At 42.6% G+C, this 20,802-nt stretch carries 15 protein-coding genes; 9 read left to right on the top strand and 6 right to left on the bottom strand.

Features of this window, described 5'->3' with window-relative positions:
* Window positions 1–932 (bottom strand): LysR family transcriptional regulator (locus AN944_RS15630; protein ID WP_055025574.1); only part of this gene is annotated, 932 nt, incomplete at its 3' end.
* A gap of 164 nt (window positions 933–1,096) precedes the next feature.
* Here AN944_RS15630 and AN944_RS15625 point away from each other — a divergent pair.
* From AN944_RS15625 to AN944_RS15605, 5 genes are all read left to right on the top strand, one after another.
* Complete coding sequence (locus tag AN944_RS15625) at window positions 1,097–3,067, top strand: alkyl sulfatase dimerization domain-containing protein (protein WP_028775290.1); 1,971 nt, start codon at window positions 1,097–1,099, stop codon at window positions 3,065–3,067.
* A 64-nt stretch (window positions 3,068–3,131) separates the two neighbouring features.
* Window positions 3,132–3,629 carry a hypothetical protein gene (locus AN944_RS15620; RefSeq protein WP_055025573.1) on the top strand — a complete coding sequence of 166 codons (498 nt, stop codon included), beginning with the start codon at window positions 3,132–3,134 and terminating at the stop codon, window positions 3,627–3,629.
* Window positions 3,630–3,921: 292 nt separating this feature from the next.
* Window positions 3,922–4,428: a hypothetical protein gene (locus tag AN944_RS15615; protein ID WP_055025572.1), complete on the top strand. Its 507-nt coding sequence runs from the start codon at window positions 3,922–3,924 to the stop codon at window positions 4,426–4,428.
* A gap of 4 nt (window positions 4,429–4,432) precedes the next feature.
* Entirely contained in the window at window positions 4,433–5,422 is a 990-nt protein-coding gene (locus AN944_RS15610) for an efflux RND transporter periplasmic adaptor subunit (protein ID WP_055025571.1), read from the top strand.
* 71 nt (window positions 5,423–5,493) lie between these two features.
* The gene (locus tag AN944_RS15605; RefSeq protein WP_055025570.1) at window positions 5,494–6,687 is read left to right on the top strand and encodes an OmpP1/FadL family transporter; all 1,194 of its coding nucleotides are present in this window, start codon (window positions 5,494–5,496) and stop codon (window positions 6,685–6,687) included.
* Window positions 6,688–6,848: 161 nt separating this feature from the next.
* Here the strand turns inward: AN944_RS15605 and AN944_RS15600 are convergent, their stop codons facing one another.
* The 4 genes from AN944_RS15600 to AN944_RS15585 all read right to left on the bottom strand — a co-directional run bounded on the left by AN944_RS15600 (window position 6,849) and on the right by AN944_RS15585 (window position 13,021).
* Window positions 6,849–9,887, bottom strand: a complete 3,039-nt coding sequence (locus AN944_RS15600; protein ID WP_055025569.1) for a DUF1566 domain-containing protein — start codon at window positions 9,885–9,887, stop codon at window positions 6,849–6,851.
* A gap of 72 nt (window positions 9,888–9,959) precedes the next feature.
* The gene (locus AN944_RS15595; RefSeq protein ID WP_055025568.1) at window positions 9,960–11,351 is read right to left on the bottom strand and encodes a HAMP domain-containing sensor histidine kinase; all 1,392 of its coding nucleotides are present in this window, start codon (window positions 11,349–11,351) and stop codon (window positions 9,960–9,962) included.
* Window positions 11,348–12,028 (bottom strand): response regulator transcription factor, encoded by a 681-nt coding sequence (locus AN944_RS15590; protein ID WP_055025567.1) that lies wholly within the window; start codon window positions 12,026–12,028, stop codon window positions 11,348–11,350. The genes AN944_RS15595 and AN944_RS15590 overlap by 4 nt, the downstream gene beginning before the upstream one ends.
* 282 nt (window positions 12,029–12,310) lie before the next feature.
* Entirely contained in the window at window positions 12,311–13,021 is a 711-nt protein-coding gene (locus AN944_RS15585; protein ID WP_055025566.1) for a FadR/GntR family transcriptional regulator, read from the bottom strand.
* Window positions 13,022–13,706: 685 nt separating this feature from the next.
* Here AN944_RS15585 and AN944_RS15580 point away from each other — a divergent pair.
* The 3 genes from AN944_RS15580 to AN944_RS15570 all read left to right on the top strand — a co-directional run bounded on the left by AN944_RS15580 (window position 13,707) and on the right by AN944_RS15570 (window position 17,097).
* On the top strand, window positions 13,707–15,368 hold the full coding sequence (locus tag AN944_RS15580; protein ID WP_055025565.1) for an FAD-binding protein: 1,662 nt from the start codon (window positions 13,707–13,709) through the stop codon (window positions 15,366–15,368).
* Between the two features lie 78 nt (window positions 15,369–15,446).
* On the top strand, window positions 15,447–15,797 hold the full coding sequence (locus AN944_RS15575; protein WP_055025564.1) for a cytochrome c3 family protein: 351 nt from the start codon (window positions 15,447–15,449) through the stop codon (window positions 15,795–15,797).
* Window positions 15,798–15,849: 52 nt separating this feature from the next.
* Complete coding sequence (locus tag AN944_RS15570; protein WP_055025563.1) at window positions 15,850–17,097, top strand: OprD family outer membrane porin; 1,248 nt, start codon at window positions 15,850–15,852, stop codon at window positions 17,095–17,097.
* 228 nt (window positions 17,098–17,325) lie between these two features.
* On the opposite strand, the gene AN944_RS15565 is transcribed toward AN944_RS15570, so the two are convergent.
* Entirely contained in the window at window positions 17,326–18,615 is a 1,290-nt protein-coding gene (locus AN944_RS15565; protein ID WP_055025562.1) for a hypothetical protein, read from the bottom strand.
* Window positions 18,616–18,990: 375 nt separating this feature from the next.
* On the opposite strand from AN944_RS15565, the gene AN944_RS15560 reads away from it, so the two are divergent.
* Window positions 18,991–20,160, top strand: a complete 1,170-nt coding sequence (locus tag AN944_RS15560; RefSeq protein ID WP_082420030.1) for a BamA/TamA family outer membrane protein — start codon at window positions 18,991–18,993, stop codon at window positions 20,158–20,160.
* The last annotated feature ends 642 nt before the right edge of the window (window positions 20,161–20,802 follow it).

The following is a 20,802-nucleotide window of genomic DNA, read 5'->3' as shown; positions in this document are numbered from 1 at the left end:
TACTTCGGAAAATTATCTTGAAGATAATGGGCGATTTTATTGGATATCGTCACTAGTTCATCACGAAGCCAAGTATGGGCGGGGTCTTGGTTTTGCTTTTTAAGCCAGATGAGATAATTAGAGACTTTTTTATATTCAAATGGTGGTTGAAACACCTGTAGTTTTAGCTGTTCTTTAAACTGTAACGCTAACGACAGTGGTACGGCGCTGACAAACTCGGTTTGGCTGACCATTAATAAGTTACTGAACAGTGAGCGTCCGTGATATGCGACTTTGCGTTTGGTGAGGTCTAAATTAGTGTAGTGGCTCAGGCTATACAGATGGTTACGAGTTCTTTCCAACACTGCATGGGATTCTTGCATGTATTGTTGCTCTGAAATACTCCCCTTAATTCTCGGGTGGCCTTCTCTGCATATCACCACAAATTCACTATCAAATAATTTTAGGCTCTCAAAGCTTGGATTTTCAGACGGTAAAATATCAATCATTAAGTCGAATTTTTGTTGCTGTAATGCTTCGAAAAAGCCTTCGTCATTATCCATTTGATCATAGACTTCTAGCGAGATTTCTTTATTTTCGAGCAGTGAAAACTGCGTTAACAATACCCCTTGTAAATGCTCTGGCGCGGTGATCACGTATCGGCGCTGAGAGGTAGCAGGATCGAATTTTCCAAATGAGGTAAATACGTCATTCAGCTGATGTATCGGATCTTGTATTTGCTGGTACAAGTTAGTGGAGTAACTCGTGGGAATAACCCCTCGTCCCTTTCTGATAAATAATTCTTGCCCAACTTCTTCTTTCAGTCGGCCTAACATGGTGCTCACCGTTGATTGATTGGTGTTCAGATGCTCTGCTGCTTTACTCAAGCTGCCATGTTCCATCACTTTAGAAAACACGGCGAGTAAATTGAAGTTAGGAATATCATTATTCATGTTTTTCAAGCTCTCTCTTTTAACACATCACCACTAACACATCACCAATAATATATCGTAATTACGATATTATGAAATCGTAACAGCTTATATATCAATCATTATGCCTGAATTAATATTTAGTAAAAGGAAAGTTCATTTAAATACAAAAATTGAGGTATCGTATGACTTCTAAGTTGAAAAAGTTCTTACTTCCTGTAGCGATAAGTGCAGCTTTAGTTCCTGTATCTGCCGCCTTTGCTACCCCTACCGTTGAAGCTACATCTACAACAGGCCAAGCATTACAAACTAGCTCTGCTGCTCATTACCAAAATATTAACTTTGATAAACGTTACAACAATGGCGTGTTATTTGAGCATGAATCTAATCTATTCTGGGGTAAAGGCGAGCGCATCAAAGTGCTTTCTACCACAGGTGAAACTCTGGCTTTTGTCGAAGCATCTTCGCATGTTCATGATGCACTAACTAAGCACAGTCGCAAGATGGATCAAGCCATTATCCAAGTCGATGACAACGTCTACCTTGGTTACGGTTTTGGTCTTGATACTCCAGTTATGATTGAAGGTGATGACGGTATTATCATCGTTGATCCCGGTGAGTCAGTGCAAATGGCTGAATCAGTTAAGGCGCAGTTTAGAAAAATCACTGACAAGCCTGTTAAAGCCATCATTTACTCACACAACCATATTGACCATATCTCAGGTGTTCGTGCTTGGGCGACTGACGAACAAGTCGACTCTGGTGAAATACTCATTATTGCACAGGAAGGCTTAACGGCTGCTGTGGCTAACTGGTCTTCAAACCTAGGTACATTGTTTGGGCACAGAACATCTTACACCGGTGCTAAGCACGTTGAAGAAGGTGAACACGGTACAGTGAACGATGGTTTAGGTCCTCGCTTTATGCAAGGCGATATTTCATTTATCGAGCCAAACCTCACCTTAAAAGATCGCTTAGACATCACCATTGCAGGTGTTGAACTGCAAATTGTCAATGTGCCATCAGAAACCAAAGATGAAGTGGTTGTTTACTTACCTAAGCAAAAAATCCTTCACGCAGCTGAAGTATTACAAGGTGAGAACTTCCCTAACTTGCACACCATTCGTGGTACCAAATTCCGCGACCCAGCAATGTGGTTCAAGGGCATCGATGTTATGCGCAAGTTTGACACCGAAGTGATGATTAACTCTCACGGTCGCCCTGTTGAAGGTAAAGCCGCGGTAGAAAATGTATTAACCGCTTATCGTGATGCGATTCAGTACACCCATGACCAATCTATTCGCTACATGAATAAAGGCATGACACCTGATGAGTTGGTTGAGGTGGTTAAGTTACCTAAGCATTTAGCTGAGCACCCTTGGTTAGGTGAGCACTACGGCACCGTTGCTCATGCTGTTCGTCAGATTTACGTGGGATATGTTGGCTTTTTTGAAGCAGATCCATGGCAACTAGAGCCTATGGCATATGAGCAACGTGCTAAAGCATTTGTTGAGCTAATGGGCGGTCGTGACAACATTATTAACACGGCGAAAGCGGCGATTAAAGCTGAAAACTACACCTTTGCAGCTGAAATCCTGTCATACCCAATCACAGTGAATAAGCAAGATACTGAAGCACGTGAGTTAAAGGCGCAAGCCTATAAAACCTGGTCGGCTAATCAAGTCAATATTAACTGGCGTAACTGGGGACTGAATGCCGCTGCGGAATTAGAAGGCACACGTGACTTCTCTAACATGATTAGCTTTGCATCAGTTGACGTGCTTACTGCACTTCCAAGCGAACAGATCTTTGACATGATGACAGCCACGCTTATCGCTGAAAAAACGCTCGATGTTGAAATGGCGATGACATACAACTTTGCTGACACCAAAGAGTCAATCACCATTGAAATTCGTAATGGTATTGCTCAGTTACATACGCAGCCATATGTCGATGCGGATATTCAAATTAACACTACACGCGCTGTGTTAAATCAAATCTTGATTGCTGGCCCTAAATCACAGCAGGTAATTGGTGAGAGTTTAGCTTCAGGTAAGTTCAGTTTTGCCAATGGTGATGTGCAAGCCTTTGGATTATTCATGAGCTACTTTGATAAGCCAATGACACCTCAAGAGCTTCAATTAATCGTTCGATAATTCGTTAACACCACAAGGGACTAAGTGACAAAAGCTTAGTCCCTCAGAGTTTGGAGTGATCATTATGTCTCGTCTTTTATTTTTGCTTCTATGTGGGATGCCACTTTACGTTAATGCTTGCGGAGTACATCAAGATGCAGGATTTAGCTTTGTATCTGAACCGGGCTCGCTACCGATATTTGAACGCATTATTCATGAAAGGCAGCATGGCACGTTCAGTAACCTGGATAAGCCTGAACATTTCAAACTCTACTCTTTCACCAATGCGTTATCTAAAAGCGATCAACAAATGTCATTTAGCCTGTTTGAAGCCGTTAAAGGACATTATAGCGAAATACTATTTTCTGAAATGATTGTTGTGCAAGAGCGGGCGTCAATGCCGTCGTCTAGTGACCTGTTACTCATTTCCGAGTTAGACGTACTCGATGCATTGGCTAGCAAACAACTGAGCTGGCCAGATGCAAAAAGTCAGGGTTTAGTTCGCATCAATGGACTGCCACAAGACATTGCCATGCTCGATAAATGGTTCTCTGACCTGTTTCCATCAGATCGCGTTAATTAGGGTCTGTCGATCTTTCAAGGTTGTTTTTGCAGCAACTTGTTGGAAATTTATACAAGGCGACGACTTTGATGTGTGGTTATTCCACATGATAAGTCGTTAACGCAGTAGAAATGACAACAAGTGCTGCCTGTAAGGTTCGTTTAAAAGGACTTTTCTCTTTGTTGCGAGCGAGTTGGTTTAGATGACTAGACGTCATCGCTCACGCCGCGATTAAAGTGCTTTTAATTCGAACAAATTCTAATCAGCAAAGATCAACAGACCCTAATATCCAATCACATTTTTGAGGAATGTTATGAACGTATTCAAAACCGTTTTATCCAAAATAGGCACGATTTTATTAGTGCTTATCAAGTTCATCTCCTTTATGGCATTGATGTTATTCGGTGCCTACTTACTCGCTCCAATGGGCGAGGTGAATTCTAAAGATATCGATATGAGTCTTTTCACTAATACCCCAAACGAAACCATGATGCTCATTTTCAATTCAGAGTATTTCAGTGGCTATTTGTTCTCGGTCACCATCGCGTTGGTGGTCTTTGTTTTATACCTACTTTGGACAGTGCATGAACTTGCCGTTCATCGTGCAGAAGAAAAGCGCAGCTCACATGTTCAATTGGTGTTTGCATTGTCTTTATGTGGCCTGTTTATTCACAAGGCGTGGTGGGTATTAGCAATCATTATTGCCTTTGCAAATTGGGCTCACATCGGCGAATCGCTGAGTGGTGTGTTACGCAATAGTCGTAACAAGATTGATGAGTTGAAATCCCCCAATGATGCGATTAAAAAAGTAGAGGAGTAATACAATGAAAGAAGTCATGATTCCTTATATTTTGCTGATGTGGATCTTAGTATCGACAGGGGCAATAAAGTGGACATTACGTAGCGGTTTTTGGATTGTGTCTGGCGGGGTATTTATTCTTGTTGTGCTAGGGATATTGTCTCGACTTTGGGCTCCGGTCGATCTTACGTATTCTTCGACCATTAAAGCGCCACATGCAGTGTTATCTCCTTTGCTAGGTGAAGAGATTGAACAAATTCATGTCGGGCACAACCAAATCGTTAAACAAGGTGAGGTGATTTATACCTTAGTTGATACTAAGTCAAAAGCGGATGTCGAAAAAATCAAAGCATCGATTGTCACCAATGAAGAAGATATCGCGCAAATTGATCGCGACTTAGCACGTGCGAAAGCGTCACCTGATATCTTTAAAAAGCGTGATGTTGAGTATTACCGCTCACAACGTCGTATTGCGGAAGCTGCACTGAGTTCACTGCATGCAGACTTAGATAAAACCCATTTTGAACAGAACCGCAAAACGGTGCGAGCACAGTTTGACGGTCAAGTTGCGGTGGTCAATGTCGCTGATGGTAGCCGTATCGGTAATATGCATATCTACGATACCAGCCGAAAATTCTTGGAAATGCGCATTCCTGATCAAACATATAGATATGTTGAGAAAGGACAGTTTTCAGAGTTTTATGTGGATGCTTACCCTGGTGAAGTCTTCCGTGCACGTGTTCACAGTATTACCACAGGCACAGGTGAAGCATCGATTTCACCAATGCAAGGCCCGCAAAGTGTACGTCAACATGTTGGCTCAAATACCAGCAGCCATGGTCGTACTGTCGTGCTAGAAATATTTGAACCAGAAGGCAAGGTTATTCCGATTGGTGCGACAGGCTCAGCTTGGATTGCAGCCAATAAGCCACACCCATTTTTCGGTTTCATCGATGTGATTGGCGCCGCAACGGTTCGTCTTCACTCTTACAAGTCTTACCTAAACGCAATCTAACGTGATTAAGTTGCCTCACTGATAGCTGGGGCGGCTCTTGTTAATTGTTAAGATGATTATTAAGGTTTTATATGAAAACTACATTATCCCTGCTGCTTATATCTTTGCTCGTCGCAAACAATGCCTTGGCAGGCGCATACATGTTCCCAGAACTTGGGGGAGCAAACATCAGTACCGCTGGTGCGGGTGCACAGGCCGTTGCAGAAGGCGCTGAAACTGCTTATGCAAACTCGGCAGCAATGACCAAAATGAGCGAGCCAACCATTGCATTTAATGTGCAAGGCATGGTGTCAGATATTCAATTTACCGATACAGGTTCGGATGGATTATTTGCTGGTGGTGAATCAAGTACACAAGCAGGAAGCGCCATGCCAGCGGGATCGGTTTACTATGTTGCGCCACTTAATGATAAGTGGAGTGCTGGTATTGCGTTAGTGTCAGCAGGTGGGTCGGTGATTGACTATGGCGCTGACTTTTCTGGCGCTATCTTATTGCAAGATGCCATGCTTATCACAGCGCAATTAAACCCAAGTATCGCGTATAAAGTGAATGATAATTTGTCCTTGGGTGTTGGGGTCGTCGCCGAATATGGCATGCTCGAACAACGATTTGCAGGAACCGATAAATTTCAAATTGAAGCCACAGGCAGCAGCCTTGAATTTGGTTATACAGCAAGTGCTTTATACGAGTTTAATGACAAGCATCGTGTGGGGTTTTCGTATCGTTCTGAAATTGAACACGACATGGACGGCGACTTAACTCTGTCTAACCAAGGGGTTGATTCAAGCGTCGGTATCATCATGCCAGCTAACGCCACAATGAGCGGTTTTCATCAGCTGACTGATAAAGCGAGCTTGTTATGGAGCTTAGGCTGGATGCAATTTAGCAGTGTTGAGACGACAAATATTACGTTAGATTCTGGCGTATTTGACATTCAACGTCAGTGGGAAGATACAGTCACCGCCAGTATTGGTGGTTATTATCAGCTTAATGAGCAATGGCGTCTTGAGGGCGGGGTGTCTTATGAAACGTCACCACAAGATGATCCCACCATGCAATATCCTGATGTGCCAACGGGCGAACTTTGGAAGTATGCCGTAGGTGCCACGTATGAGATGAATCATCATTGGCGCTTTAATGTGTATTATGAGTACCTTGATGTTGGTCAACCGAGTATTGAATATGCGTTAGCTGATTCAACATTACGTGGTGAATATAATGCCAATATTCACTTCTTTGGAGTGATGACTAACTATCGTTTTTAGCAGTGGGTCAATCGCCAGATGATTAATATGTGTTCAACCCCTTTTTGGCCGAAAATGCCGTTTACAAGCATTTTGCACATTAAGGGGCTGAACGTATATTGTTGAAGTGTAAGTATGACTTCATGTACTAAAGTACTTAAAAAGCTAAATGCGCCAAAGCATTAATGCTTTATGCCATGACTGTCCTCACCGATTAATATCAAACTAGGGTTGTCAGCATAATCAGGGTGTTGTTGCCAATTACTACTATCGATAATCCATGGTTGTAAACAAGCTCTATCGGTCACACAGGGATCGGTTAGTGCCTCCATAAATTCAACGACTTTATCGGATTGCTCAATATTGATATCGATTTCTGGCGCTGGTGAATGGGAAGTTGATTCATCAAAGCTTTGACGGAACAAGAAGCGTGTATTTTCAAATGCGTATGGGTTCATATTGTAGTAAACCTGCTCACAGCTTTCACCATACTTGTTCATTAAATCGACTACAGAGGTTAGCTGACAATAATCGGCATTATTGAGCTCATTAAATTGTGAGTCGGCATTGAGTATTGAGCTAATGCCTAACAGATCATTCATGGCACCACCAGGATTACCATAAACATCCATGACTTGAGCTAGCGTAGATAGAGCGCCGTTATGCATGTACGGCCCAGTGACCGCAATGTTCAGTAATGGCGAGGTGCGAAAAAGATAAGCATCGCCTATATCACCTGTAATATTTTGGCGTCCAAAATCGCTGTCGATGACAAACTGATTGCTGTCACCATTACCCGGGCCAACTTGGCCTAGACCGATGGCGTGGAATTTACCGTCAGTAAACGCATCTCCAGTATGGCATTGGCTACAAGCTGCGCCACCTTCGTCACCAGCTGTCATGAACAATACCGCACCGACTTTTTGATTAAAGCTGAGACTATCGATGTTGTTATTGGCTTCACCACGCAGCGCTGCGACATACTCTTTCCATGGGTTGTTCGCAAAGACCATTGACTCTTCAAAGGCGGCCAGAGCTTCAGCAATACGATCAAATGTCACCGTGTTATTGCCATAGGCCGCTAGGAATAGTGCTTCCCATTCTGCATGACCTTCAAAGCGAGCTGCTAACATTGAGCGATATGCTTGATGACTGTCACCTAGGGGCTCGTCGCCACGCATTTCGTTATGAGTAATAGTGGGGAAACGAGATTGTGCATTGGCCAATGATGCACCTAACGGGATATTACTATCTGCGCTGCTGAAGTTAGCGGAGTCAGGGGTGATGATGCCAGCATCAGTACCACGGGCATTCGGTGTACCGTTGATGCTTTCGATACGGCCATCCCAAAACAGCCCTCGATCTAGCAGACCTAGATTAAACACGGTTGGCGCATTGCGACCTATCACGGGGTAACCCGCAAGTTCATCACTATCACTGCCGTTAAAGTATCGACCTGAACCGAGTAGGTTAGGCGCAAAGTCGTGAAATACATCAACAGCATCGTATCCCACAGGCCATGATAAATTGTCACCACCACCCAGCGCTGGATGATGACAAGAGGCGCAGGCGGTATCGTATTCACCGCTTAATCGTTTTGAATAAAACAGCGCTTTACCTAACTGGGCTTTAGCATCATTAATATCAGGTAAATTGCGACCAGTTGTAGGATCACCCGTTAATCCTTGCTCATTAATAAGCACTTGAGCATGCACATCTACTGGCGCAACATCACCTTCGATAGTACCTAAACCGTCATCAAAGGTTATCGCCTCGCCATCTTGAATATCAATAGCTGCCAGTTGCGAGTCTGACGTACCAGCCCGCACTACTCTGACTAACATGTTATCACTTCGCCCTTTAAACCAATTTAACCCTGTTTTGAAATTGATAAACCATGAGTCTTGTGAGAACTCGATCATCGGCGACGAGCTCCAGGTGTAATCATTGGAGGTTGAAGGGAAAATGGTGAGGTTAATGGCAGGGGAGACAGCACTAAAATCTATCAGTGAAAATAGCTCTTTATTATTAGGTAAACGCCAATCGCTGTAGCCTGCCAGTTGAGTATTTTGTGCGTATTCAAGTGCTAGGCCCCAGTCCATCGCTTCTGCTGAGCCACTATCGCAGTTAAGCCCATTAAGGCCAGCAACACATTGTGCCCACATTAGGCCAGTGGCTAAATCGGTAACGGTACCGTCATCATGTACGGTGTAACGTTCATCTGGGGTTTGCTGCGCACTATTGGTGGTGGCGATAGGGTCAATCACTCGCACTAAGCGCAATGCTGCTGGCTGGTAACGCTGAATATTTTTGTTATTACCGAATACGAATTGAAACGCCCATGCATAAAACGCTTGATGTTCGCCGTAATAAGGCATTGAGCTCCAGTAAAACTCGCTAACCGTATTGGGAAAATATTGCCCGTCAATTTTAGACGCAAGATTGCCATTGCTATTGGTAAAGGTGGAACCGAAATGGGCAATTGACATTAATTGATGATTACTCGGTACTCGCCAGTCACTGTAGCCACAAAGGTTAGCTTCATTGGTGCCAATGATTAAGCTGTTCCAATCATCATAGTAATCTCCTTGACGTTCGGGGTGATCTCTTTCGAGCGCAGTTAATCCTCCCCAGCGGTAGGTTTTATTGGCATCGTGAATGCCGCCATCCTGAGTTTTTACCTCCCACATTAAGCCTGTGCGATTATCCCTAACACATGCCCAAGGTGCGGTTTGATAGTCACCACTGCCGTTATATTCAGTGCCATCTGCATTGATACGGGTAAAATCAAAACCGCTTTGACTCGTACTAGCACTTCTGCCTTGATTACAATCTTGAGCGAGCGTTGTGTTATCACTTGCTGTGAGTGTCGTACTGCAATCAAAACCATTTCGGTTGTAGTCTGCGCCAAAGGTAATGCCGGTATCGTTAAGGGCTGCCGTACCGAGATTGAAACTCACTGGGGGTGTTTCACCGTCTTCGCCGCTACCGTCATCATCTTCACCGGTGCCTGAGTCGCCGTCGTCTCCATTATCATCACTATCATTATCACCATTATCATCATCGCCAGAATCTCCGCCGTTGTCGATGGGGGTTTCGCCAATGTCTGTTTCGTCTTGATGGCTATCCGTGCTATCGCCGCCGCAACCCAATAACATGAGACTGAGTAACATTGAGCAAAGTATACGCAGCGTGTGGTTTGTTTTTAGTTTAATTATCACTGTGCTTCCCTTATGAGTTGTTCATACAGGGCTAGCATAATTAACCAAAGATGAGCAGAAGATGAGCGAGTGTTATTTACTGTAGTTAAGTGACATGTGTAACTGCTGTTCACTGAGTATGGCGTTCAACTCAAGCGATAGCGCTTGGGCAGCACTATGGGCAATAGATAGGCCTAATCCGACATGCTGGTTATCCGTTCTTGCTTTGTCTTTTCGCCAGAGGCGATCAAACATGGTTGTTAAGTCATCTTGATTGAGATGAGGTGCATGGTTGCTGACTCGAATGACTGATTGTTGGCTTTCACTGTCAATGATGACGTCACTATTGACCGGGGCATAGGCGATGGCATTGCTGATTAAATTTGAAATAATAACGCGCAGTAGGCGAGGATCACTCACTATGTATTGATCTTGAGTGACTAATTGACTGATGGTGATATTTCGCTGTTGTATTTGAGCGGTTTGTAATGATAAACACTCTTCAATGAGCGTGGTTATATTGACTTGTTCCAGTATTGTTTCAGCGCTTGAGTTTTCGATTCGTGCTAACGACAGCAAGCTATCAATGGTTTGCTGTAATTGAGCTGATGACTCTGCAATATACTGAAAATCTTCAGATGAAGATTGCTCTGGCCATTTCAAAGCAACTTCGCTGGTGGTTCGCATTGCGGCCAATGGGGTGCGTAGCTCGTGGGCTAAGTCATTATTAAATTGACGCTCTCTGGCAAAGCTTTGTTCTAACCTTGCGAGCAGTTGATTGAGCCTGTCGACTAATGGGCTGATCTCAGAAGGGACATTGGTTGCAATTAATCGGTTATGCAACGAGCCAGCTTCGACTTTTGCAACCTGTTCAGACAAGTTCTGTATTGGCGTTAATGCTTTACGAATAGCAAAGACCAACATGACTGATAATAAGGTGCAAAAAAATAACCCGCCAGCAATCAATTGCAGTGCATATGTGGACAACTGTTGATTTATCTCTTCTCGATTTATGGCCACTGATATGTTTGCTGATGGTTTTCTTGGGCCAGCTTGAACGGTAAATGAATAAACACGAATAGCATCGCCGTTACTTAACTGACTGTTATATTCGACATCATTTGAGTGAACGGTTTGTTGTAAAGTGCTGGGGGCAGGCAGGTGATTATCACCAAGACTGATGGACTTACGCAGTGTTTGACCTTGTTTGTCCCAAGATTGTAGATAGTAATTGCTATTTTCATTGTCGAGTTTTGACATGATATTAGCGCTAAAATCTTGATTTAACGCCGCAGGTGGAGTGAACCGGTTAGGCGGTCTTTTAAGCGTGAGTTTTATGATGCGAGCAAATTCATTCAACTCATTAGTGAGGCTGGCATTCAATCGACGCTGCTCAGAAAGGTACAGAGCAGATATCGCTAATATGGCGATGATCACAAAGCAGGGAACTAGCCAAAATAGTAACTTGGCGCGAATGCTGGTCATGGTTTTTCTGCACTGATCATGTAACCCATTCCTCGACGAGTGTGGATAAGCGGGGCGCTGTTGCTTGATACACTAATCGCTTTTCGTAAGGCGCAGACAGCGGTATCGACCACATTGCTGCTAGGTGAGACTTGTTCGTCATAGATATGTTGTTCTATTTGAGTTCGAGAAATAACCTTATTGGTGTTCAGCATCAAATATTCCAATAAAGCAAATAACTGCGATGGTAATGATATCGATTGTTGTGCTCGCATTACGGTTTTCGCTGAGCGGTCCAATTCCAAATCGGCGACAACAAGTTTTGGCGAGCGGTTTTGGTATTTACGCCTTGCTAGGGCCTCGACACGTGCGATGAGCTCTTCAATGGCAAAGGATTTGACTAAGTAATCATCGGCGCCCAAGCGCAAACCTGCAACACGATCTTCAATGGCGTCTTTAGCGGTAAGGAATAAAACCGGAGATTCATTATTGGCTTCGCGTAACTGCTTTAATACGTCTCGGCCATCTAAACTTGGCAGCATAATATCGAGAATAATGACATCATAATCGTGCTCAAGCGCCATCCATAAACCTTCTTGGCCATCACCTGTGGCATCAACGGCAAAACCCGATGCTTTAAGCGCTTTGATCACAGGTCGACGTAAGGCTTCTGAGTCCTCGACCAATAATAATTTCATATTACATTCTCTTATTGATGATAGTGACATTAATGAAGTCAATCACTTAGGTCTTTACCGTTACCACAATGTTCGAGCAGGGGTGATTATAATCAATATACTAAAGGTAACATGAGCAGAAGGTGAACACGGAATAATCTTACTTAAATTACTCTATATCCTTAGCCTATTTAGATTGTGAGAGCCCTCACTGTTGTTGAAGAAGGGATTTGCTCGGCAACCTTACCATCACTGCTGTGTTAGGTGATGTGTAAGGTTTGTTGAAGTGAGTGCTAACTGAAATTATTTATTTCTGAAATTAGTTTCAACTTGATCAAGTCTAAAGGTGAAATCTAATAAATGTTTATGCATTTCTGCTTTTGCTAATTCTTCATCATTTGCGATGACAGCTTTAACAATAGGATCATGTAAACCAGCAGGGTGCATTTCATCATGGTCTGGTTCGAACTCTTGTGCGGTATTACTGATCACTTTGAGTAAGGATTTCACAATAGCCGCTAAGAAGCGGTTGTTGGACATGTCAGCTAGCAGGTAGTGCACATTTTGGCGTAATTTGACTGTTTCTTCATAACTAAGTATTTGGGTTTCATTAGCACAGGCTTCAAGCAGTTTTTCAGCCATTTCAGGGGTACAATTTTTGGCCGCTAAACCCGCCACCATTGGCTCAATCATTTGTCTGGCATTACACACTTCTGAAAAAGACATTTGATCCATCAGAAAAAGTTCTTGGCACACATTGATTAAACGTTCGAAGGTGATACTTTTAACAAATGCGCCGCCCATAGCGCCTTGTTTGATTTCAACAAGCCCGCTTGCTTCTAATCCTCTGATAGCTTCACGAACAACGGTGCGACTGACTTGAAAAGATTCTACAAGCTCTCGTTCAGAGGGTAACTTGTCACCAGCGATATATTTTCCTTGAAATATGGCATCTTTAAGCTGATTACTTATTTCATTTGACGCTTTAAGTTGTTTGACTGGCTTAAAATCCATCACACATTTTTCCTGAAGTTTACTATGGCAATTATCATAGCATGGGCGATAGGCCATCGCCTCAGGATATCGTGTTGGTTTTGGGGTAAATTGGCAAAAAAACTGATCTGCTTGGTGTTTTTAAGTCTATGTTTCTTCTATAAACATGGGAGATCTTTTGGCTTTTTTTTCTTCTTGCTTTGTTACGAAAAGGATAATTTCGGATACTTGACCAGGTTGCTAGAAGCGAATTTTTTGCTCCATTTTAGTTAAGGATAATGCGATATAAAAATACACCTTTTATTTTTAAGTCTTTGATAAATAGTAAGTATAACCCTGTTTTTAATAGGTAAAACACTTGTTGTAATGCTCCTTTCTCACTGCCCCCATCATCTTGCCTAATACGTATATTAGCCTTTTACAACCTTGTTACTTAATGGATCACAAAATAACTTTTTTTTGAGATCGACCGCATAAATGTCACCTTAGATCCTTTTGGTTAAATGTTATATGTCATACATTAGCCCTAAAGGGGTAGGACATAGCAAATTTCGTTTCTATCAAAGTGCGGCTTACTCCTTTTCTGACGCAAACACACTAACCCTACTTTGATAAGTAAGTAGCCTTTGCTGTTTTGACAGAGTTCATTGTTGCTGGTGGCAGCGTGGAGCTTCTCATTTACGGCGAATGCAAATGGAGTTTTAAAATGAGTAAAGACAACGTTATCGATCAGTACACTGCGAATGTGCTTCAAAATGGTATTTCTCGTCGTAGTTTTATGACACGTGCAGTACAAGGTACTGGCGCCGTGGCTTTTGCTGGATTAGGGGGGATGGCAAGTGCAACTGCTGCAGAGTCAGGAGCTGAAGCAGCTCATGCGTCTGTCGGTGGTGCGACATTAGATTTCATGCCGAAACCAAAACCAATCGCTGATAAAGACATTGCTTCGACGCAAACATTTGACGTGGTAGTAGTGGGTGCTGGTGCTGCGGGCGTTCCTGCTGCACTTTCTGCTGCTGAAAACGGTGCCAAAGTTGCTGTATTGCAAAAGCAAGCCATTGTGGTTTCACAAGGTAATACCGGTTCAGGTTTAGACTTAAAAAACTGTGACAAAGCAGGCGTTGAAGCCATGGTGTCACGTTTAATGAGCGACAGTGCTCACCGTTGTCATCCTGAGCTTGTCCGAGAGTGGGCATACAACTCTGGTGAAGCCATTTCTTGGGTGATTGACCGTGCTAAAAAAGGTGGCGCGTCAGTGGTTGACCAAGGTACTGGTCCTCAGCATGGTATTCATGGCGTCACCGAGCATAAGCTTAACTTTGTGACGTCATATTTCGGACCTAAGCCTTATACCGCTGGTGACGGTATGCGTGACTTGGCTAAAACAGCAGAAAAAGCGGGTGTGAAATTCTTCTTCAATACGCCAGCGCAACAACTTATTCAAGATGCATCAGGCAAAGTGATTGGTGTTATCGCAAAAAGCCGTGATGGTAAATACCACAAATACATGGCCAAAAAAGGCGTCATTTTATCGTCTGGTGATTACCAAAATAATGAAGCGATGTGTAATTTCTTCATCCCTGATTTGAAGAACTTCGAACGTAAGCAAATGGAACGTACAGGTGACGGTTTCAGCATGGCTTATTGGGCAGGTGGTGTCATTGAACCTGTTGGCCACACTAAGATGTTGCACGATTTTGATGCAGGCCCTGCTTCTATGTGTGATATGCCATTCCTTGCTGTTAATCGCAAAGGTAATCGCTTCGTTAACGAAACCGTTGCGATGTCATTAATGAATAACTATCTCCGTGACGAAGAAAATGCAGGTCATTACAGCCAAATCTTCGACTCAAATTACATGACAGAAGCAGCAGACTGGCCAGGCAAGCTTTACTCTCCTGAGCAGTTGAAAAAGTACATGCCTGAAGATCCAACACCTAAAACGGGTGTTTATGCTTCGCAAACCAACACCTATGTGGCTAACACAATCGAAGAGTTAGCTGAAAAATTAGAGTGTGATCCTAAGACTTTAGCTGCGAATGTGAAGCGTTATAACGAGCTTTGCGCAAAAGGCATGGATGATGATTTTGGTAAGCCTTCAAGCAAAATGCTGCCAGTTGTAAAAGCGCCTTTCTACGGTATTCATCGTCGTATGCGTATCTCTACTATTTGTTCTGGCATGTTGGTGAATAAAAACCATCAAGCTTTGGATGCCGATGGTAAGCCGATTGGCGGCCTATTTGTTATCGGAAATCTTGGCGGCGGATTCTATGGCGGCGTTGATTACCCACTAACGGTATTCGGTCTATCGCTAGGGCGTTGTTACACCTTCGGTTACTTAGCAGGTAAGCACGTCGCTAACTTATAAGTTGCAAAGAATATCTGATATGGAGGCCTGAGCGTCAGGCGTCCATTCCAAATGACTTGATGGAAATGGAATAAAACAATGAACAAATTTATCTTACAAAATATCTTGCTTGCAATGGCATTGACTGTGTTTGCTAATGGCGCAATCGCTGCTGATAAGTCGTTAGGTAACACCCATAAAGCTGCTGGTGTTGAATGTAGCGATTGTCATGAAACTAAGCCTCCTCAAGCGGTGCCAATGTTTAAGTGTTTAGAGTGTCATGACACTAAAGAATTGGCTGAAACGACTAAAAATGTCATGCCAACAAACCCACATGAAAACCGTCACTTTAGCACTGAGACTGACTGTACTTACTGCCACAATCAGCATAAAGCATCTGAAAACTACTGTGGTAGTTGTCATCTTCGATTTGATTTTGTTGTGCCTTAGCCAATGAGCGAGTCCAGCAATTAACTAATTTTTGATTTACAAGGATGACAAAATGAAAACAAAACTACTCCCTTTAGTGGTGGCGTGCATGACCGCAAGCCCAGCGTTCGCTGCCGATCCCATCTCAAACTTGTTTGATGAAGGTAGCTTTAAAGGTCAATTTCAATTATTCGATTTTCAACGTGATTTTGATGGCGAGACGACTGATCGTCGTGATACATCGTTAGGCGGATTATTTTACTTACGTTCAGGCGAGGCAAATGGTGTGAGCTTCGGCGGTTCTTTTGCTTCTGCTAACCCCATTTGGGATGCGAACAGTGAAGGTATTTATGGCCTTGTTGGTGGTGGAGCACCAGGTAGTATCGCTGAACGTGAATCGGTTAATCGTTTACAAGAGTACTTTGTGTCGGGTAATTGGTTTGACACTAAAATTACCGTCGGTGCACAAGAACTGCGTACACCTATGATGAATCCGTTCCCATTGCGTGCGATTCCATTCACCTACCGTGGTGCGAGTGTTAAAAATACCTCTATCGATAACTTAGCCATTTCGGCTTTGTATATCACTGACTACATGGGATGGACTGAAGAGTCTTTTGTAAGTGTGTCAGAGGGGATTCAAGGAGAGTTAGCACGTAGCGGTATTATCGTTGATGTTGATGACAATCCTATGTTGGCATTAGGCGCAAATTACACTTTACCAATCGATTCTATTAAGGCTAAAACGAGTGTTTGGTACTACTCAATGCAAGATGTGTACGACCAATATCACATCAAGTTTGATTTGAGCGGTGAGTTAGGGGCGACTAATTGGTACTTCAAACCGTCGTATTTGAAGCAAGATTCAATTGGTAATTTAGATAACACCGCAGCGCAGTTTGACACTTATCAAGCAGGTTTCCATCTCGGTATGAAGTGGAATGGCTTTGATGCAACAGTGAAATACGTCACTACTGGTGACGGGAATATCATTGCGCCATTTGGTGATGAAAAAGTAATCATTCAACAAGTAGTTCAATCGAGTCGAGCGAATGAAGATGCCTATGGTGCTCAGTTAGCTTATCGATTTGCCCCTAGCTCTGCCTTGAATGGGGTGAGTGCTTATTTGAATTATGCAAATTATCAAGTTGATGGTGATTCAAGCCAAGATATCGACGAAACCGATTTGTCAGTCCGTTATGACTTAACTGAATACGTGGAAGGCTTAAGTGTTCGTGCTCGCCATGCCATTGTTAATTACGCGACAGGCGACGACCTAACGGATACTCGATTCTACATTTATTACAAATTCGAGGTGTAATTAGCGCTTTTTTTCATATTTCATCATTTACCTTTTTTGCCCATCTCTCTTTGATTGATGGGCTTTTTTTTGTCAGTAATTAGCTTGCATCAAGTGGGAAAAAAGCTGCAAAGATGAAGTAAAAGTGAAGAAATCAAAGAAAGGCCAGAGCGCGCAACATGATAAAAATATGCCCGTTTATCGAGTGATAATCGGGCATATTGTCTTCTTTAATAACGCAATAAGCGATTAGAAATAGTAGCCAAAGTTAATGTTAAAGCGCTTGTTAGTATCGCCATTACCCACCATAGTGCCACCAATAAAAGGTTGGTTTTCGGCAACAACATAATCGAAGTAGGTGTAAAGACCTCCTGCTGACACTGCCATACCAGTAACATTCATAAAGGTGTCTTCAAGTGATGCAGACTTACCTGTAACCAATGAATAATCGTTATAAAAAGTTAAGTTAGATACTGGGCCAAAATCAACCGGCAAGCTGTATGCGACATTTGCGATGTAAGTGGTCGCTTCGGCTGGGATGGAGTCATAGAAGTGATAAGCAGCAACCACTATACGGTCAACGTCCATACCATCGACATTGTACTCATAATCAGTGACCTGTAATTTCACGTTCCAGCGATCATAATCAAGAATACCGTGAATCGCTGCCGCAAAATTGTCACCATCAGTGCCGTTAGCAATTTCTAATTGGCCAGCTTGTACTGAGCCGCCTAATTCAACGCCCAGTTTGTCAAAAGTAAAATTGTGGGCGTAACGCAGATTAAAGGTGTTGACTTCACCGGCTTCATAACCTGCTGTTGGTGCATCATAAGCATCCTCGCCGTCTAAGCGAATTCCCACGACATCGTAGGCATAGCGGTCAGTACGATCTGACACAAACCCATCAATTCCACCTTGTTCATCATTCTTATAAAAGGCGACATCAAAACGGTTTACGTCGCTTTTGTATGTGTAATTTAGGCCCATATCATGGTCATCTTCTAGACCAAGATAAAAGTTAGAACTGAAAAAGTAGTTATTCGATGCGTAGGTGAGCATGCCGAACGGCACCTGAGTGACCCCGATTTTACCTTGTTGATGCTCGTCAAAGTTATAGCCAATCCAGGCATGTTGCACCACATTCATGTACTCAAACCAACGGTATTGTGCTGAGTAGATTAAGTCGCCGTAACTGCCCGAAACGTCGATTCTAAATAGGTCGAAGTCAAAATCACCACCACGATCGGCATTAGCATCATTAAAGTCTTCATAGGAGTAATTGACTCGTACTGCGCCACCAAAGTTGACCTTGGCTTCGGTTTTCTCAACCGTTTCCACAGCTTCGACGACTTCAACTTCATTGATGACGACAACATCCTGTTGTACGGGTTGCTGCGTTTTATTGGCAGCCTCTTGTTGTGCTTCTAGCTGTTCAATTCGTTCTTTTAACGCTTTTAGCTCTTCTTCAATCGAGCTTGCATTGGCAGTCGTGGATAACGCTAAAGCAATGCAGGTAGCGGCAAGTGAATAACGAGTCATCATTTTTCCTATGGGATAAAGTGAAGGAGTGTTTAGTATATGTTATTAACGTTATCTTGCTGTTGATGAAATGCGTAAAGTGTGAGGTGGCAGGGTAAAAGGCCTGAATATTAACGCTTAATTGCTAATATAAGGTCTGCTTATGTTTTTATTATCGTTTTTATCTTAATTTTACCGCAGTGTTAGCCGTATCAGTTTGGGGCTGATGAACGCAATGCTGCCTGCATTGGTATGATGCGATCCTTCATCAGCGATTCGTTGACCTTTTATGTTTCCTTCAAAATAGACCTTAATTCTTGTTGGCTCCTCTTTGACAACGGAATATTCAGAAGCGCGTTCCAGTTGTATTTATTGCATTGTTAAATAGGCATTTCCATGTTCAAAAATCTTTCACTATTTGCCATGTTGGTGGCTTCATCACATGCAATGGCAGAGTCATCATACTTTTTTGATGAGCAAGATGGTCAGCTCGATTTAGGGCATCATTTGGCGGAAAATGCTTACGGTTTTTTACCCGTCCCAGTGATTATTACTGAACCCGCAGTGGGCTTTGGTGGCGGATTAATGGGACTGTTCTTACATGAAACAGAAGAAGAGAAAGCATTAAGGAAACAAAAGGCACTTGAGTCTGTAGACGGTGGAGCGCAACTTATTCCTGCTGCTATGACTCTAGTGGGCGCAGGTGGTACAGAAAATGGTACTTGGTTTGCGCTGGCTGGTCATCGCCACTCTTGGCTTAATGATCGGATCCGCTACACAGGCGGTGCTGGTGCAGCCAAAGCGAATTTAAACATTTATACCGATTTGGGTGGGATATTGCCTCCGAGTCAAAGTATTAAGTTTGATACATCGACAGAGGCTTTTTTTGCACTGCAAAAATTACAATTTAGAGTTGCAGATACGCCATTAATGCTTGGCGTTAAACAGATATGGTCAGAGTCGAGCGTATCATCGTCAAATCAAATTATTGATTGGTTACTGCAAAAAGCATTAGGTGATAAGCATACGACATCTGGCTTAGGGCTCGTGGCAGAGTTTGATACCCGTGACAATATGTTCTTTCCTAAAAACGGCTATATTTTGTCAGCTGAATATATGGCTTTTGATGAAGCTTTTGGATCGGATAGTCATTATGCGACCTTGAATGCCAGTGCTGAAGCTTACTTTCCTATCGCTGATAAGTGGACATTTGCGGTGGCGGGCAGCTATGACGAAATTTATGAGAAAGACACTGAATTATCGCCCACCGCTAAACCATATGTTGATATGCGAGGCGTATCGGCGTTTCGCTATCAAGGGGAGCAGGTAGGAACGTTACAGGCGCAATTGATGTATCACATTGATCACCGCTGGACAGTCTCAAGTTTTTACGGCTATGGCGTCACGCAAAATGAATCATTCAAAGATGGTCTTGAAAGCGTTAATGCTTACGGTGTTGGCTTTCGCTACCAAATCGCACGCCGCTATGGTATTCACATGGGGATAGATATTGCAGCCAGTGATGAAGAAAATGCGCTTTATTTTAAAGTGGGATCCGGTTTTTAACTGATTAATAGATAATTTAATCCTCTAGTCGGTTAAATATGCGAGCTGCCATAACGGTATATTAAATAATTAATATGTATGTCTTGTTGTTGTAATATTTATTTGCAATTTGGTTGGCGTTAAAATTATATTTATTGGTTATACTTTGCTATTGTATTTTGTCTCTTTAGTTGAGTGTAATTTATTTATTGCTGATATTACTACTTAGTTTTATATGAACTTAGTTGCTGAGTTAATAATAAAGAGCAAACAATACAGCCTACCAATAAGTTTTGTGGTTAACTTGTTATGCTTGTTTTGTAACTGTTTAATTATTGCGTCAGCATTTGAGCTTGTTTGTTTGCGGATTGATTGCTGTTATTCAAAGATAAATTTTGTTTTTGTAGTGTTTAGTTGTATTTGCTGTTGGTTTTTTAATCAATATTATTTATGTTTCTATCAGGTTTGTAATTTTTAGATCATATTTTGTTTTGGCTTTAATCTTGGGTTGTTTTGTTTGTTCACTTTTATTTTTGAAGTGTTTTATGCTGGTTTTGTTGTTATTTGTGATATTTTGTATTTTTGCTCTTGCGGCTCGTTTTGCTCTAAGTGGTTGAATGGTAATATATAGATCTTAATTATAATTTTATTGTTCAGACTGGC

Origin of the sequence: Shewanella sp. P1-14-1, from assembly GCF_001401775.1 — a bacterium.
Classification (GTDB): Bacteria; Pseudomonadota; Gammaproteobacteria; order Enterobacterales; family Shewanellaceae; genus Shewanella; species Shewanella japonica.
This window is presented reverse-complemented; position numbering and strand designations above follow the sequence as displayed.